Annotated in this window: 15 protein-coding genes and 3 tRNA genes; 14 read left to right on the plus strand and 4 right to left on the minus strand. The window is 33.2% G+C overall.

The features are described 5' to 3' along the window. Positions 1–303: 303 nt before the first annotated feature. Positions 304–1,851 carry a DEAD/DEAH box helicase gene (locus tag U472_RS06855; RefSeq protein WP_068716815.1) on the plus strand — a complete coding sequence of 516 codons (1,548 nt, stop codon included), beginning with the start codon at positions 304–306 and terminating at the stop codon, positions 1,849–1,851. A gap of 145 nt (positions 1,852–1,996) precedes the next feature. Here the strand turns inward: U472_RS06855 and U472_RS06860 are convergent. The 3 genes from U472_RS06860 to U472_RS06870 all read right to left on the minus strand — a co-directional run bounded on the left by U472_RS06860 (position 1,997) and on the right by U472_RS06870 (position 2,329). Next, positions 1,997–2,085 (minus strand) — tRNA-Leu (locus U472_RS06860). An 88-nt stretch (positions 2,086–2,173) separates the two neighbouring features. Then, positions 2,174–2,249: transfer RNA gene (locus tag U472_RS06865), tRNA-Thr, on the minus strand. A 4-nt stretch (positions 2,250–2,253) separates the two neighbouring features. Then, a tRNA-Trp gene (locus tag U472_RS06870) sits at positions 2,254–2,329 on the minus strand. Between the two features lie 344 nt (positions 2,330–2,673). Here U472_RS06870 and U472_RS16745 point away from each other — a divergent pair. After that, positions 2,674–2,850 (plus strand): hypothetical protein, encoded by a 177-nt coding sequence (locus U472_RS16745; protein WP_176714114.1) that lies wholly within the window; start codon positions 2,674–2,676, stop codon positions 2,848–2,850. Between the two features lie 109 nt (positions 2,851–2,959). Here U472_RS16745 and U472_RS16195 read toward each other — a convergent pair whose 3' ends face one another. Next, the gene (locus U472_RS16195; protein ID WP_176714115.1) at positions 2,960–3,121 is read right to left on the minus strand and encodes an aspartyl-phosphate phosphatase Spo0E family protein; all 162 of its coding nucleotides are present in this window, start codon (positions 3,119–3,121) and stop codon (positions 2,960–2,962) included. Between the two features lie 207 nt (positions 3,122–3,328). Here U472_RS16195 and argC point away from each other — a divergent pair, with 207 nt between their 5' ends. The 12 genes from argC to U472_RS06925 all read left to right on the plus strand — a co-directional run bounded on the left by argC (position 3,329) and on the right by U472_RS06925 (position 15,634). Continuing rightward, positions 3,329–4,363, plus strand: coding sequence for an N-acetyl-gamma-glutamyl-phosphate reductase (argC, locus tag U472_RS06875; protein WP_068716817.1), 1,035 nt, complete (start codon positions 3,329–3,331; stop codon positions 4,361–4,363). Between the two features lie 368 nt (positions 4,364–4,731). Then, a complete protein-coding gene (gene argJ / locus U472_RS06880; protein ID WP_068716819.1) occupies positions 4,732–5,949 on the plus strand; it encodes a bifunctional glutamate N-acetyltransferase/amino-acid acetyltransferase ArgJ in 1,218 nt (405 codons plus the stop codon). 82 nt (positions 5,950–6,031) lie between these two features. Continuing rightward, positions 6,032–6,892, plus strand: coding sequence for an acetylglutamate kinase (argB, locus tag U472_RS06885; RefSeq protein WP_068716821.1), 861 nt, complete (start codon positions 6,032–6,034; stop codon positions 6,890–6,892). A gap of 94 nt (positions 6,893–6,986) precedes the next feature. Continuing rightward, a complete protein-coding gene (locus tag U472_RS06890; protein ID WP_068716822.1) occupies positions 6,987–8,180 on the plus strand; it encodes an aspartate aminotransferase family protein in 1,194 nt (397 codons plus the stop codon). Between the two features lie 266 nt (positions 8,181–8,446). Then, positions 8,447–9,397, plus strand: a complete 951-nt coding sequence (locus U472_RS06895; RefSeq protein ID WP_068716824.1) for a 1-phosphofructokinase family hexose kinase — start codon at positions 8,447–8,449, stop codon at positions 9,395–9,397. A gap of 4 nt (positions 9,398–9,401) precedes the next feature. Then, positions 9,402–9,860 (plus strand): CBS domain-containing protein, encoded by a 459-nt coding sequence (locus tag U472_RS06900; protein WP_068716826.1) that lies wholly within the window; start codon positions 9,402–9,404, stop codon positions 9,858–9,860. Further along, entirely contained in the window at positions 9,857–11,137 is a 1,281-nt protein-coding gene (locus U472_RS06905; protein ID WP_068716828.1) for a cation:proton antiporter, read from the plus strand. The genes U472_RS06900 and U472_RS06905 overlap by 4 nt, the downstream gene beginning before the upstream one ends. A gap of 89 nt (positions 11,138–11,226) precedes the next feature. Further along, complete coding sequence (locus U472_RS06910) at positions 11,227–12,555, plus strand: cation:proton antiporter (protein WP_068716830.1); 1,329 nt, start codon at positions 11,227–11,229, stop codon at positions 12,553–12,555. 358 nt (positions 12,556–12,913) lie between these two features. Then, positions 12,914–13,885: a hypothetical protein gene (locus U472_RS06915; protein WP_068716832.1), complete on the plus strand. Its 972-nt coding sequence runs from the start codon at positions 12,914–12,916 to the stop codon at positions 13,883–13,885. A gap of 52 nt (positions 13,886–13,937) precedes the next feature. Then, positions 13,938–14,081, plus strand: coding sequence for a hypothetical protein (locus U472_RS16750; protein WP_176714116.1), 144 nt, complete (start codon positions 13,938–13,940; stop codon positions 14,079–14,081). Between the two features lie 121 nt (positions 14,082–14,202). Beyond that, positions 14,203–14,946 carry an alpha/beta hydrolase gene (locus U472_RS06920; RefSeq protein WP_068716835.1) on the plus strand — a complete coding sequence of 248 codons (744 nt, stop codon included), beginning with the start codon at positions 14,203–14,205 and terminating at the stop codon, positions 14,944–14,946. A gap of 241 nt (positions 14,947–15,187) precedes the next feature. After that, on the plus strand, positions 15,188–15,634 hold the full coding sequence (locus U472_RS06925; protein ID WP_068716836.1) for a NusG domain II-containing protein: 447 nt from the start codon (positions 15,188–15,190) through the stop codon (positions 15,632–15,634). The last annotated feature ends 86 nt before the right edge of the window (positions 15,635–15,720 follow it).

A 15,720-nucleotide genomic window follows, 5' to 3' on the forward strand; every position in this document is an offset into this window, starting at 1 on the left:
TAAGGTGTACAGTAAAAAGTTAAGTTCAAAACCTCACACCTCACCCTAACCCTCTGCTCCTCTGAGAAGAGGGAACCAGTTATTTATTTTTGATTTGCTCCCCTTCTCCTAAGGATAGGAGAAGGGGCTGGGGGATGAGGTCTGAAAGTGTCACAATATACTCATAAACAGATATTAAGATAAAAACTATAAATTTTAATAGTATTAGCCTACCTTTCATAAAATTATCTTAATTATACTAATTTACTTCGGTTAAACTAATAAATGATACAGAATATATAGCACTTATATGAGGTGAGATAAATGGCAACAAATCAAATAGATACTGATAATTTAATGGCTTTAGATATACTAGATGATTATTGGCAGGAGCGAGAGATGGGATTATTTCCCCATCAGATAGAGACTGTGAATAAGGTGATTGATCAGATGAATGGTAGAGCTATTTTAGCTGATGAGGTTGGTTTAGGTAAGACTATTGAGGCGGGGATGATATTAAAGGAGTATATGGTTAGAGGTGATGTAAAGACCTGTTTGGTCTTAACTCCTGCTTCTTTAGGCTTTCAATGGTGGCAAGAGCTAACCCATAAGTTTCAAATTGATTGTTTCAATAATCGTAAAGGTAAAGGATGGCATTATTTTGATGTAATAATTTCTTCCCTTGATAAAGCTAAACGAAAGCCCCATTGTGATCATATTTATGAACGGGGCTTTGACATGGTAATCGTTGATGAGGCACATCGTTTGAAGAACTCTAAGACTCAAAATTGGAAGTTTGTTGAGAAGATTCCTTCCAAATATCTATTGTTATTGACAGCTACTCCTATTCAAAATGATTTAAAAGAACTATATAACCTAGTAGCTTTATTGAAGCCTGATTTATTTGGAAATTACTCTGATTTTAAAGATAATTATGTTAAGGACAAGCATTCAGCCCAGAATTTAGATGATTTGCAGGCTGATTTATCTAAGGTAATGATACGTAATCAAAGAGAAGAGATAGATTTATATTATACCGATAGGAAGGTTAAGTTGATCCCTCTAAGTCTAACTGAGAAGGAGCAAGAACTTTATGATGGTATTACGGATTTGGTGAAGACCGAGTATAAGAAGTGTATCAGTGCCAATAAGAGTATCTTCCATCTCTTAACTTTACAGCGCGAGGTCTGTAGTAGCTCCTTTGCGGTCTCTAAAACTTTAGAGAAGATGTGTAAATCAGAAAGCTATGAGGGTATTAAGGAGAGATTATGTGAGTTGTATGAATTAGCTATCTCAATTACTGAGAATCAGAAGATGAAGATGGTTGAGAAAATTTTAGAGGATACTGATGGAAAGGCAATTATATTTACTGAATATCGGGCAACACAACAGTATATCTGCTATCATCTTTATCAAAAAGGTTATCAGCCTGTTGTATTTAGTGGAAAATTGCGGGATAATCAGAAGGAATGGGCTAAACGCCAATTTATGAAAAATGGTGATGTCTTAATCAGTACTGAGGCAGGTGGTCAAGGTATTAACTTACAATTTTGTAATACTATCATTAATTATGATTTACCTTGGAATCCAATGAAGGTAGAGCAGAGAATAGGTAGGGTACATCGCTTAGGTCAAGAGAAGGATGTTTTAATCTATAATCTCTCTACCCAAAATACAATTGAAGAGAAGATAATTAATCTGTTAGATAAGAAGATTAATCTCTTTGAAAGTGTAATTGGAGGTTTAGACTTGATAGTTAGAGATGGGGTAGATAAGAGCTTTGGTAGTGATATTTTAGAATTATTAATAGAGAATGACAAGGATGATTTAGATAAAGAGCTAGATAGATATGCTAGTAAATTTATACATTAAAAAAGACAAAAAAGACGCAGAATTTTCTGCGTCTTTTTTAATGTAACTATAAATATCTAATTTATCAAAGGTTAATTATATAAAAAATAAAAAAGCTGAGCTTCGGCTCAGTTATTGTTAATTTTTTAAATTTTCAATTATAAAGTGGTACCGAGGGTCGGACTCGAACCGACACGGGAGTTAAATCCCACCGGATTTTAAGTCCGGTGCGTCTGCCTATTCCGCCACCTCGGCAAATTAATTTTTAGGCAATTATGAAGTTGAAATATGACGATCTTAATGATTTGACATCGAAATTTTCCTTACATTTTTTAATTTTAGATGGAGCTGGTGATGGGACTTGAACCCGCAACCTGCTGATTACAAGTCAGCTGCTCTACCAGTTGAGCTACACCAGCATAGTGGCAGGGGAGATAGGACTTGAACCCACAGCACCCGGATTTGGAGTCCGGTGCTCTACCAATTGAGCTACTCCCCTATGGCACAATTAGAATTATAACTTATGTTTCTATATAGGTCAAGCTTCAAATTGATAATTATAGCTATTTATTTTAAAATATCTTACTAATTCGCTTATTTTCTTCTGATTGTATAGTTGATTATCTTTTATAATCTTTCTCACATTCTTATATCTAATGACATATAATGACTATATCTTTATTGAAAAGCAGTGTTTGTTAATAGCTTATTTTTGAAGATATTCTGCTAATAGGTTGATATATAGAAATTAAGTTAATTTACAATGATCAATGTATAATTAAAAGATTAATTTCTTAAAGAACAATAATTAATACTACTCATTTATTGAGGGGGAGATTATAAATGTATAAATTAAAGAGATTCTATCTAAATAATAAGGTACAGATTAAAGGTGGGGCAGGGATGTTTCTATGTTTAATTGGGGGAATAATAGTTCTTAAAACATTGCCTAGTTGGATATTTGGCTTAGCAATAGGTGGGGCAACAATATTCTTTGGAGTTAAATTATTTATTGATTAATATATTTATTTCTTGATGTAGAAGAAAATTAGTGATAATGCGACACTTTTTACCTCAGTGTATAGTGTGTAGTTGATTAAGGAGCAGGAAGATTCCTGCTCCTCTTTAATTATGAGTTTTTATTGTAAAACTTCATAATTAATCTGTCTAGTTTTTGACTTAGCTTAATTAATTCTTTGGCTGTTAATCTTTCCGATTTACTAGACAATACCTGTAGTTTTTGACGAAAATCTTCTAACTCTTCTTTTAGGTTCTTGCTACTATAATCCAAGGTTATCCCTCCTTTCCCCTTAACATTATAAATTAAATTTATATATAAAAAGGGGTTTTAAACAAATAAAAGCAACTATGTAAATTACTAACTTTGTTTGTAGATAAAATCTTTGAAATTTTAATAGAAAAACATTTGTATTTTTATACTATAGCATGTATAATTATAAACAAAATAAGTATAATTATATTCAAGGAGGAGTAGAGAATGAAGGTAAGTATAATCGGTTCTACAGGATATACAGGATTGGAATTGGTCAGATTACTTAATAAACACCCAAAGGTAGATTTAGAGATATTGACTTCCCGGAGTTTTGCTGGAGAAGTTATCTCAGATATATATCCAAGTTTAAGAGAAGAGGTAGATATCAAATGTGAAAATTTAGATATTGATAAACTAGCAGAAAACTCAGAAATTGTCTTTACTGCTTTACCTCATGGAGTATCAATGGAGGTTGTGCCTCAGTTGCTTACTAAAGGTTTAAAGGTAATAGATTTAAGTGGGGATTACCGTTATGATAATCTAGAGACCTATGAAAGCTGGTATAAAACTCATAATAGCCCTGAGTTATTCAAAGATGCAGCTTATGGTCTACCTGAGTTGAATCGAGTAGAGATTGAAGGTAGTAGCTTGGTAGCCAACCCTGGTTGTTATCCAACAGCCTCTATTTTGGCATTGGCACCTTTGGTAGATAAGGGATTAATTAATTTAGATAATATTATTATCGATGCTAAATCTGGAACAAGTGGTGCAGGAAGAGGGGTTTCTTTAGGAACTCATTTCTGTGAGGTGAATAATAATTTTAAAGCTTATAAGGTAGCAAATCATCGCCATACATCAGAGATAGAGGAGAAATTAGGAATATTGGCTAAAAAAGATATTAGCCTATCTTTTACGCCACACCTTCTACCAATAAATAGAGGGATTTTAGCCACAGTATATGCCAATTTAACAGAAGGCATAGATACTAAATTTGTACTAAACCTTTATAATGATTATTATAAAGATGAGAAGTTTGTAAGAGTTATGGATGAAGGAAAGTTACCAGAGATTAAACATGTGGCTGGTTCAAACTACTGTGATATTGGATTGACAGTAGATGAGAGGATTAAGCGTTTAATAGTAATCTCTACTATAGATAACCTACTTAAAGGAGCTGCTGGGCAAGCTGTACAGAACTTAAATATCTTGGCAGGTTGGGATGAAACCTTAGGCTTAGATAATGTAGGGCTATATTTATAATTTATAGCTAATAATGTATAACTAAGGATAAAAGGTATTAATTATAAGTTTGTAATTCTAGAGAAAAATTAACCTACGAGTCTACCTACGGGTTTAAAAACCAAACCCTTCGTGGTAAACCTAGAGCAAGACTCTTCGTGGCAGAGACCATTCACTACGCAACCAATATTGATTGAGATTAATGAATTCAGGAGTTCTAATTTAAAGATTTCTATAATAATATTATTTTTTGAGAATATTTGCTCCGTTCAAACAATAATTTTTCTCACTTTTGAACCTATTAATTTAAAAAATATTCTAAACATACTTATAATTTTCATTTTAAATTCACAAATATATATCAATTGAGAAGTAAAGGAGGAGAGATTATGGCTAATTTATATAAAGAGATAAGTGGGGGAGTTACTGCACCTCAAGGTTTTTTAGCAAGTGGAGTTACTGGTGGGATTAAAAAGAGTGGTAAGAAGGATACTGCTTTAATCTATAGTGAAACTCCTGCCAAGGTTGCTGGGGTATTTACTACTAATCAATGTGCTGCTAGCTGTGTTCTTTTAAATAAACAGAATATTCAAGATGGTTTAGCTCAGGGGATAATTATTAATAGTGGTAATGCTAATGCTTGTACAGGAGAGAGGGGTTATCAGGACTCTCAAGAGATGATTAGCTTCACTGCTGAAAAGCTAGGCTTAGAGAATGATAAGGTTTTAGTTGCTTCAACAGGGATTATCGGTGAGTTTTTAGCAATGGATAAAATCAAAATTGGAATTGAAAAGGCTGTAGCAGAATTAAGTGAATCTGGTGGTCAAGCAGCAGCAGAGGCTATTATGACTACAGATACATATGCTAAAGAGTTGGCAATAGAGTTTGAATTGGGGGATAAGATAGTCAAGTTAGGTGGAATTGCTAAGGGTTCAGGGATGATTGAGCCAAATATGGCAACAATGTTAGGTTTTTTGACTACAGATATAGCAATTGATAATCAATTACTACAGGAAGCTTTAGTAGAAGCAATAAATCAGAGTTTTAATAGAATTACTGTAGATGGTGATCAAAGTACCAATGATATGGTGACTGTTTTAGCTAATGGAAATGCTGGAAATGATACTATTACTAATAAAGGTGAAGACTATAATCTTTTCTTGGAGGCTTTAAAATATGTCTGTACCTATTTAGCTCATCAAATTGTTCGTGATGGAGAGGGTGCTACCAAGTTTATTGAAGTAGAGGTTAAAGGTGCCCAATCTCTTGCAAAGGCTACTAAAGTAGCTAAACAGATTGCTAACTCTCAGTTGGTTAAGACGGCTATGTTCGGTCAAGACCCTAATTGGGGTAGAATAATTATGGCTATTGGAGCCTCTGGGGTAGAAATTGATTTAAGTAAAGTAGAGATAAAAGTTAATGATTTGATATTATTAGAGCAAAATCAAAAAGTAATTCAACATTCTACAGACATAAAAGCAAATCTGTTAAATGATGATGAGATTAAGATAGAGGTTGATTTAAACCTTGGAGAGTATAGTGATAAGGTCTGGACCTGTGACCTCTCTTATAAGTATGTAGAGATTAATGCTGAGTACCATACTTAATAGTAACGAGTGACAAGTAATTACTGAATCTTTTGCTAATTACTTATTACCTGTTACTGAATTAAAAAAAGGAGGCAATTTAGTGGAAGAGTTAATTAAGAAAGCAGATATTTTAATAGAGGCTTTACCATATATGAAGGAGTATTCTAATAAGACTGTAGTCATTAAATATGGTGGCAATGCCATGATCAATCAAGATCTGATGGTCTCTGTTTTAGAGGATATTACTTTATTGAAGTATGTAGGAGTCAACCCAGTTATCGTTCATGGTGGTGGACCAGTTATTAGTGAGAATTTGAAGAAATTAAATTTACAAAGTGACTTTTATCAAGGATTGCGAGTTACTAATAAGGAGATTATGGAGGTTGTAGAACAGGCCTTATTAGGCAAGGTCAATAGCCAGATAGTCTCTTTAGCTAACTTAGCAGGAAATAAAGCTGTAGGATTATCAGGTAAGGATAACAATTTAATTCAGGCTAAAAAGTATGAGTTAGAGGATGGCTTCGACTTAGGGCATGTAGGTGAGATTAAAAAGATCAATCCTGAGATATTAATAACTATGATTGATAATGGTTATTTGCCAATAGTAGCACCAGTAGGAGTAGATGAAGTGGGAATGAGCTATAATATCAATGCCGATTTAGTAGCAGGGGAGTTAGCAGCAGCCTTAGGAGCAGAGAAGCTAATCTTATTGACAAATGTAGAGGGTATCTTAGATAATCCAGAGGATAAGAGCTCTTTAATCTCCCGGTTGAAGGTTGCAGAAGCCCAACAGATGATTAAAGATGGAAAGATAGTTGGTGGAATGATTCCAAAGGTAGATTCTTGTATTAAAGCTTTAAATAAGGGTGTTAAGAGAACCCATATCTTAGATGGACGAATCGACCATGCTCTATTATTAGAAATCTTTACAGAGCGTGGAATTGGGACTATGATAGATTAGAATAATAGTAACGAGTAACTAGTGACAAGTAACAATTCTTATCGTTACTCATTACTTGTCACCTGTCACTGTACTTAAAAAGGAGGAGTAGAGAATGAATAAGCAAGAGATTATTCAAGCTGATCAGGATTATTTTATGAATGTCTTTGGTCCGCGTTTTCCAATAGTATTGGAGAAGGGAGAAGGGGTATACTTATATGATAATGAAGGTAAGAAGTACTTGGATTTTACAGCAGGGATTGCTGTAAATGCTTTAGGATATAACTATCCAGAGTTTAGTGAGGCTTTAAAAAAGCAAGTTACAAATTTAATCCATGCTTCTAACCTTTATTATTATGATGTCCAAGCTAAGTTATCTAGGTTATTAATAGAAAACTCTTATGCTGATAAGGTATTTTATAGTAATAGTGGTGCAGAGGCCAATGAGGGTGCTATTAAGTTAGCTAAGAAGTACTTTAAGGAGAAGGGTGAGGAGAAGTATGAAATTATCACTGCCCTAAACTCTTTCCATGGTAGAACACTGGTTACATTGGCTGCTACAGGTCAGAGTAAGTATCAAAAGCCTTATGCACCTATTCCAACTGGATTCAAGCATGTACCTTATAATGATTTAGAGGCTATTAGAGATGCTATCACTGATAATACTGCTGCAGTAATGGTAGAACCAATTCAAGGGGAAGGTGGTGTCAATCCAGCTACTCAAGAGTATATGCAAGGATTAAGAGAGCTTTGTAATCAAGAAGGAATCTTATTAATCTTTGATGAGATTCAGACTGGTATCGGAAGAACAGGAAGCCTCTTTGCTTATGAAGAGTATGGGGTAGAGCCAGATATTTTGACCTTAGCTAAGGCTTTAGGTAATGGTGTTCCAATTGGAGCATTTTTGGCTAAGGATGAAGTTGCTCAAGCCTTTAAGCCTGGTGACCATGGTTCAACCTTTGGTGGTAATCCTTTAGCTTGCCAAGCAGCTTATACTACTTTGAACATTATTTTAAATAATAAAATTTTAGATAATGTTAAAGATGTTGGGAGTTATTTTTATAATAGATTATCAGATTTAAAGGAGAAGTATGACTTTATCAAAGATTTAAGAGGTATGGGACTGATCTTAGGTCTAGAATTGGAGATAGAGGCTAAGGATATTGTAAATAAAGTTATAGACAATGGAATTTTAGTATTGACTGCTGGTAAAAATGTCCTAAGATTTTTACCTCCATTAGTTATTACTATTGAAGATGTAGACAAAGTGATTGGAGTTTTAGAGGAAATCTTTAGTGAAAAAATTTAAAATTAGACAAATAGATTAACATGTGATAAAATCCATACATTACAATGCATATATGTAATTAATATAAAATAGTATCAAGTTCTGATACTATTTTATATTTTATAAACAAAGAATAATAAATTTTACTTTGATTAGCTCTAAAATATATAATTTATTATTAGTTAAACTCAATTTATTCTCTCAATAGCTTTAAAAAGTGTCATTAAAGGAGTATAATATAATAAAAATATATTAAGCAATATTAATTCATGTTGGGGGGTAGAAAGATGATTACTACAGTAACATTAAATCCGGCAATAGACCGGGAATACTTTGTAAAGGAGAATAAGCCAAAGTCTCATCAGTATCTTTATACTGAAAGGGATATAAAGGTATCTCCTGGGGGAAAAGGGCTTTTAAGCGCCATCAACTTAAGGAAATTAGGGTATTCTGATGTACAGAATATTGGTTTTGTTGGTGGTAGACAAGGATTATTTTTTGAAAAAATGGTACAAGAGTATGGAATTACAACAAATTATATCTTTACTGAAAGTGAGATTAGAAATAATATATTTATTATTTCTAGAGAACCAGTAACTTATACCCATTATAATGACTATAGTTATAAGGTTGAGCCAGATGATGTTGAAAATTTAATTAAACGTTTTAGGCGTGGAATCGTGGATAGTGATTTTATCATGATTTCAGGATCAATTCCTGAAGGAGTTAACTTCAGCATCTATCAAAGATTGATTCAAATTTGCCATGAAGCAGGTAAAGCTGTCTACTTACATGCCAGTGGTGAGGTCTTAAATAGAGCATTAGTAGAGAAGCCTAAAGTTGTTGTACCTTATTTTAAGCACACTAATAAGATATTGGATAAGGAGATAGTCGATGATGAGGATTACATATGGGCAGGTAGAAAGTTGCAAGAAGAGGGTGCCGAATATGTAATGATGCCATTTCATTGCTCTCGTTTATTATTTGATAAAAATGGTGACGTGTATAAGCTAACACCTCGAGATTTCTGTTTAAGAAATTGGTTAGGAGCAGGGGAAGCCTATAATGCTGCCTTCTTTGATTATGTTTATCAGTATGGTTTTGACTTCATAGAAGCTAATAAATATGCTGGAGCAGCAGCCTTAGCTATTGCTGAAAGTAAGGATATCTTCTTAGCAGATCGAGCTATGATTAAGGAGAAGAGCGATAATATTATGATTAATAAGCTGGAGGTGTAGTTTAATGAGCACTGTAAGAAAGTATATGATGAGAACTATGAACTCTGTTTGTGAAGAGGATAGTATTGAAGATGTTATTAGAGTGATGCATAAGATAGAGATGTCAGTTTTGCCAGTCGTTGATGATGAGAATAAATTTTTGGGAACTATCTATAGTAGAAATCTATTAAAGAATATAATTCCTGAGCAATATGGTTTTCTAGAAAGCCATCGTTTATTATACCAAGTCAACCAAGCTGCAGAGAATTTAGCTGAAATTAAAGATAGAAAGGTGAAAGAGTATATGTCAACTAATACAACTGCTGTTAAAGAGAATGATAAGATGGATAATATAGCAGATATCATGTTAGATAATAAGGAATCTTATCTCTATGTTGTAAATGATGATAACAAATTAAGAGGTTATATTTCTAGAGCAGATCTACTTTATTATCTATTAGAGGTAGGGGAAGATCAACAATGAATCTAAAATCAGTTGAAACGTTACATGAATTGAAGCAATGGTTATTGCTTAATCAAGCAAGTAACAAAGAACTATATATAGTTGGCTTGTTAATTGTATTTGCTTTATTTGTAGTACTATTGACTAAAAGATATAGAGTACCTATAGTAGTTGGTTATGTCTTCTTGGGGATACTGTTCAGTGTAAGTATCATTGAACAGCTTCCTTTTTTACCTGATGAGATAAAAGAGTGGTATGGTTATAGTGTTGAAAGCTTTGATTATGTGGCCGATTTGGCCTTGGCCTTTATCGCTTTTACTATTGGAAGTGAACTATCAATTAGAATTTTAAAGAGCTTAGGAAAGAAGATTGCTTTAATTGTTGTCTTTGAGGCTGTAGGTGCATTCTTATTGGTTACAGGAGCTATGTTGGCCTTTGGACAACCTTTTTATCTAGCTTTGATTTTGGGGTCAATTGCTTCTGCTACTGCACCAGCAGCAACTGTTATGGTGCTTAAAGAGTATAATGCAGAGGGAAATTTGACCTCTACTTTATTAGCTGTAATAGGGATTGATGATGCGGTAGCTCTTGCTATCTTTAGTTTTGCTGAGCCTATTTCATTAATTAAGGCATCGGGATCTGGTGAATTATCGATTATGAATGCCTTTTTTGAACCATTACTAGAGATAGTAGGAGCAATCGGATTTGGAGTGTTGCTAGGCTATATATCTGTCAAGTTTATTGTTAAATTAGAGGACAAGACGAAGAAGGTTTTGACTTTGGTGGCTACAGTAATAGGTGCTTCTGCCACAGCAGTAGCTTTACACCTTTCTCCTCTGATTACCAATATGTGTGTAGGCTTTGCTTATAGAAACTTTGCTAAGAAGAATCCTGGGGTTGCTGAGGATATGGAGACTATGACTATTCCTCTTTATGCTATGTTCTTTATCTTAGCAGGTACTAAAATTCAAATTATGCAGATAACTAAGGGAGGCTTTGTGATTATAGCCTTAGTCTATACTCTATCAAGGGTTATTGGTAAGGTTGGAGGTGCCTCTTTAGGTGCTATTTTGGCTAAAGCAGACCCTGAAATTAAGAAGTATATAGGTATGGGATTATTATCTCAGATTGGAGTAGCAGTGGCTTTAGCTTATACAGTACAACGAGATTTTGTAGAATTACCTGAAGTAGGAACATTGGTCTTTAATATTCTATTATTTACTACAGCTATTACTGAGGTTGTTGGACCATTAGCAACTAAGTATGCTATTACTAAAGCAGGTGAAGTTCATAATTAATATCTTATAATAGCAGAAGTAATATTAGGGTGATAAGTTTATAAGATGATTATCATAAGATACTAAATCTTTTTATTTGAGGTGACAGTATGCATTTAGATATAGAGTTGGTTCATAAACTACAGATAATGCGGGAATGGTTCTTGGTTCATCAGGCAAGTGATAAGGTAATCTATATTATAGGTTTTTTGATATTCATGTCACTGTTGGTAGTTCTTCTAGCTAAAAGATTTCATGTACCTATTGTGGTGGGATATGTATTTTTAGGTATTGCTCTAAGTGTCAATATAATTGAGTGGTTGCCTTTTCTTTCAGAAGAAGCAAAGGAATGGTATGCTTTTACTACAGAAAGTTTTGATTATATAGCTACCTTTGCTTTGGCTTTTATAGCTTTTACCATTGGGAGTGAGCTCTCAGTTAAAATCTTAAAGAGCTTAGGGAAGAAGATTATTTATATTGCTATTTTAGAAGCAACTGGGGCTTTTATTATAGTTGCTCTGGCTACTTTTGCTATAACAAAGACTTTATATCTTTCTTTAGTATTAGGGGCGATAGCTTCGGCAACAGCTCCAGCAGCAACAGTTATGGTATTAAAGGAGTATAATGCAGAAGGGCTATTGACTTCGATGATATTAGCTATTGTTGGTATAGATGATGCGATTGCTTTAATTATCTTCAGTCTAGTAGAGCCTTTAGCTTTAGGACTATATTTAGGGCAAGGGGATATTTCAATATTCCATGCATTATTTGCACCAGCTATTGAAATAGGTGGTTCTATATTGGCAGGACTTTTGATAGGTTACCTATCCCAGAAGTTCATCAGTAATATAGATGATAAGACGAAGAAGATACTGACTTTGGTAAGTACAATTATTGGTGGATCGGCTATTTCAATTTTCTTACATCTATCACCATTGATTACAAATATGTTCATTGGATTTGCTTATCGTAACTTTGCTAGAAAGAACCTAGGTATTGCTGAGTATATGGAGACTTTAACTGTTCCATTATATGCACTATTCTTTATTTTGGCAGGAACAGAGATTAGATTAGACAGTATAGCATCTGCTGGTTTCTTAATCTTGGCATTTGTCTATACCATTGCTCGTGTGATTGGTAAGATAGGTGGAGCCTCTTTAGGAGCTCATCTATCTGATGCTCCTGAAAAGATTAAGAAGTATGTTGGTCTAGGATTATTACCACAGAGTGGAGTAGCAATTGCCTTAGCCTATACTGTACAAAAACACTTTATCGGTGGAGAAAGTAACTTATCAGTATTTAATAATATACCTTTAACAGATAATGTTGGATTATTAGTGTTTAATACACTTCTATTTACAGCAGCTTTAACAGAGGTCTTTGGACCATTAGCTACGAAGTATGCTATTACCAAGGCTGGAGAGATAGGAGAGCATTAAAGAAGAGTATACAGTTGAAAATGTACAATTAAAAAGATAGAATTAATAAATAATAAGCAAGCAAAAGGTAGAGGTAATACTATAAAAGGTTTACATTAGAGCTATTTGGTTCTGATGTAAACCTTTTATTTATAAGTTTGTGGCTCTAAAACATAATTCTAATATAGGGTTAAGGATATTAAGATAATAATGAATCAGCAGTGATAAAAAAGGTTTCTACTCGTTACTTAGCACCAATCACTGTTATTAAAGTTGGATGACTTTTACAACATGCTAATTTGCTAAAAAAGAGGAAATTAATAAGTGAAAGTAGAATTTTGTTATAAGAGTAGTTGACTAATATCTGTAGGAGGAAGATATGGGGAGGATATTTAAAATAGAGTTTATTCTTATAATATTTCTAATAATGTTGGTAGGCTGTTCTGAAATGGATATTTCTCAGAATCCTCAAATTCAACTTATTAATTATCCTAAGTTAATAACTTTGGGAGAAAACTTTAGTCTATCTGGTGAATTTTTAACCCAAGAGATGATAGGAGATAATATTAAAATCTTACTTACTATTAGAAATGGAAATGATGGGAGTGGAGTACTTAATCAGGAGCTGAGCTTATCAAGTGGTAGTCAAAGCTTCTCCTTTATAGATATCAGATTGGAGGGGGATATCAGTCCTGTAGTCTACTTTGAATTTAAATTGATTATAGATGGTAAGTTTATCTTGAAGGTGGATACTGAAGATAGTCCAACTTATGTAGGTAATTGGCATACTGATATTATTACAAGCTATTTTAATGCCTATAGTAGTAGTGGCGAGCCATTAAAGGCTACTTGGGGTAATTATTTAAAGGATGAAAATCCTTATTATTTTGCCTTACCTTATCGTGATTTTTATTATTATGTAGATGGTGAGTTGATTAAAAAGGATTATTATGGGGTAAGTGATGTTAAAAATCGTTGGATTGAGATTTATCATCCTTTGACTAATAAGACTGCTTATGCCCAATGGGAGGATGTAGGTCCATGGAATTATTATGATCCTCATTATGTCTTTAGCACTACAAATCAGAGACCTTATGCTGAGATGGGAATAGATATGGGCTGGAGCTCTCAAGGATATCGCTTCACAAATAAAGCAGGTCTGGATATTTCACCAGCAACAATGGAATACTTAGATAGTGATGGATTAGCTAAAGGAAAAATTATCGTCAATTGGAAGTTTGTTGATATTAGTCAAGTTCCTGATGGACCTTGGTTAGAGAGAATAAGTGGGGTAGAAGCAGATTCTAAGGTTTTAAACCTAAATACAAATACTTTAAGAACATTAAATTGACTCTTTAATATAGTAATTATAAGGACTAGGATTTAAAGCAAGGAGGAATATAATGGAGAGAGGTAGAATCTTTACAGTAATTCTTTTTATAATTATTATTGTTCTGGCATTTTTTAATAATTATATATCTGTAAATTCAGATATTGAGGTTGATAATAAGGTAATTGTATTTAGTGAGCATAATGAATTATTTTGATGATGGAAGAATTTATATAATAGATAGATATTCAGACAGTAATAAGTGACAAGAAAATGTTTCTACTCATTAGGTTACTTGTCACTAAAATACCAACCCCTTTTAAAAGGAGTGTTATAAAATGAAACAGATACCCAAATATGCCAAACCTTTCTTTTTTGAAGGTAGTAATAAAGCATGTTTATTGATACATGGTTTTAAAGGTTCACCTGGTCAGATGAGGTACTTAGGTGAGTTTTTGCATCGAGAGGGTGGATATACCATTAGTGGAATTTTATTGCCTGGGCATGGTAGTTCTGAGGATAAGATGGAGGAGTCTGATTGGGAGGATTGGCTCAATTCAGCTCGAAAGGAATATGAAGGTTTAGCTCAAGATTATGATAAGGTTTATGTGGTGGGCTTATCAATGGGAGGATTATTGTCTTTGATTTTGGCTGAAGAGTATAAGCTAGATAGGGTTATCTCTATTGCATCACCAATGAAAATATTTGATAAACTTGCATATTTTACTCCAGTACTAAGATATTTTAAACGTTTTAAGGGTGATAAGCAAGGACTGATACAGAGTGTAGAAGATGAGTATGATGTTTATTATAACTCAACTCCTCTAGCAACAGTACCTAGTCTTTTAAAGTTGATGAAGATGGCTAAAGATAATCTATTTAAGGTTAGTGCACCAATCTTGATTATCCAATCTAGGGATGATGAAACGGTCAAACCGATTAGTGCAGAGATTATCTATCAAGGTGTATCAAGTCAAGATAAGGAGATATTATGGCTTAATGAAGGTGGTCATGTTTGTACTATTAATGGAGATAAGAAGATTATTCATAATAAAATTTTGGAATTTTTAAATAATTATTAATAGAGTTAATTTCTAAAATTACTTTTTATAAATTATAGTGACATATAGTCATCCAACTTTAGAATGAAATTTAAATCAAGGTGAAGTTGTATGACAGTCACTAATACTATATATTAATTAAATTTCACTTTAGACTTGGATATGAGTCCATATTGAAGGTTTAGTTGTTTTAAAGTATAATATTTTAAGTGATCTTGAATTTAGCTGTCAGCTATCAACTAAAAATAGAATGGTGGTTTTTATGCTTAAAACATTGGGATTAAGGGAATTGAATAAAATAATGACTATTGCTGATAAGGTATTGATTATTTTGATTTTAATAATAAGTATTTCGATGTTAGGATTGACTCCAGTTCTTATCTCTAAGTCTGCTGGTGAGAAGGATGTAGTCATAACTTTAGATAATAAAGAGCTTTATCGTTATAATTTAGAGCATAGTCAGAAATTGGAGAGGATAAATTTCTCCTTTAAGATAGAAGGTAAAGAGTATCAAGGGACGTTAAGAATGAAGGATGGTAAGGTAAAATTAGAGCGCTTAAGTCAGGATATATCACCCTTACCAATTCATGCTGAGATGGGATGGATTAGTGAGCCATATCAAATGATTCTCTGTCTGCCTATCAAGTTAGCAGTAACTATTGAAAATAAGAATAAGCAGGAAGAAGATGTTGATATAATGAGCTTTTAAACAGTTTAATAGTTTTGGTTAAGCTAGAGTTCTTAGGAGTTCTAGCTTTTAAATATAGAAGATATTTTAAATTTTTCTAAGTTATT

Source organism: Orenia metallireducens, assembly GCF_001693735.1.
In the GTDB taxonomy this organism is placed as follows: Bacteria; Bacillota; Halanaerobiia; order Halobacteroidales; family Halobacteroidaceae; genus Orenia; species Orenia metallireducens.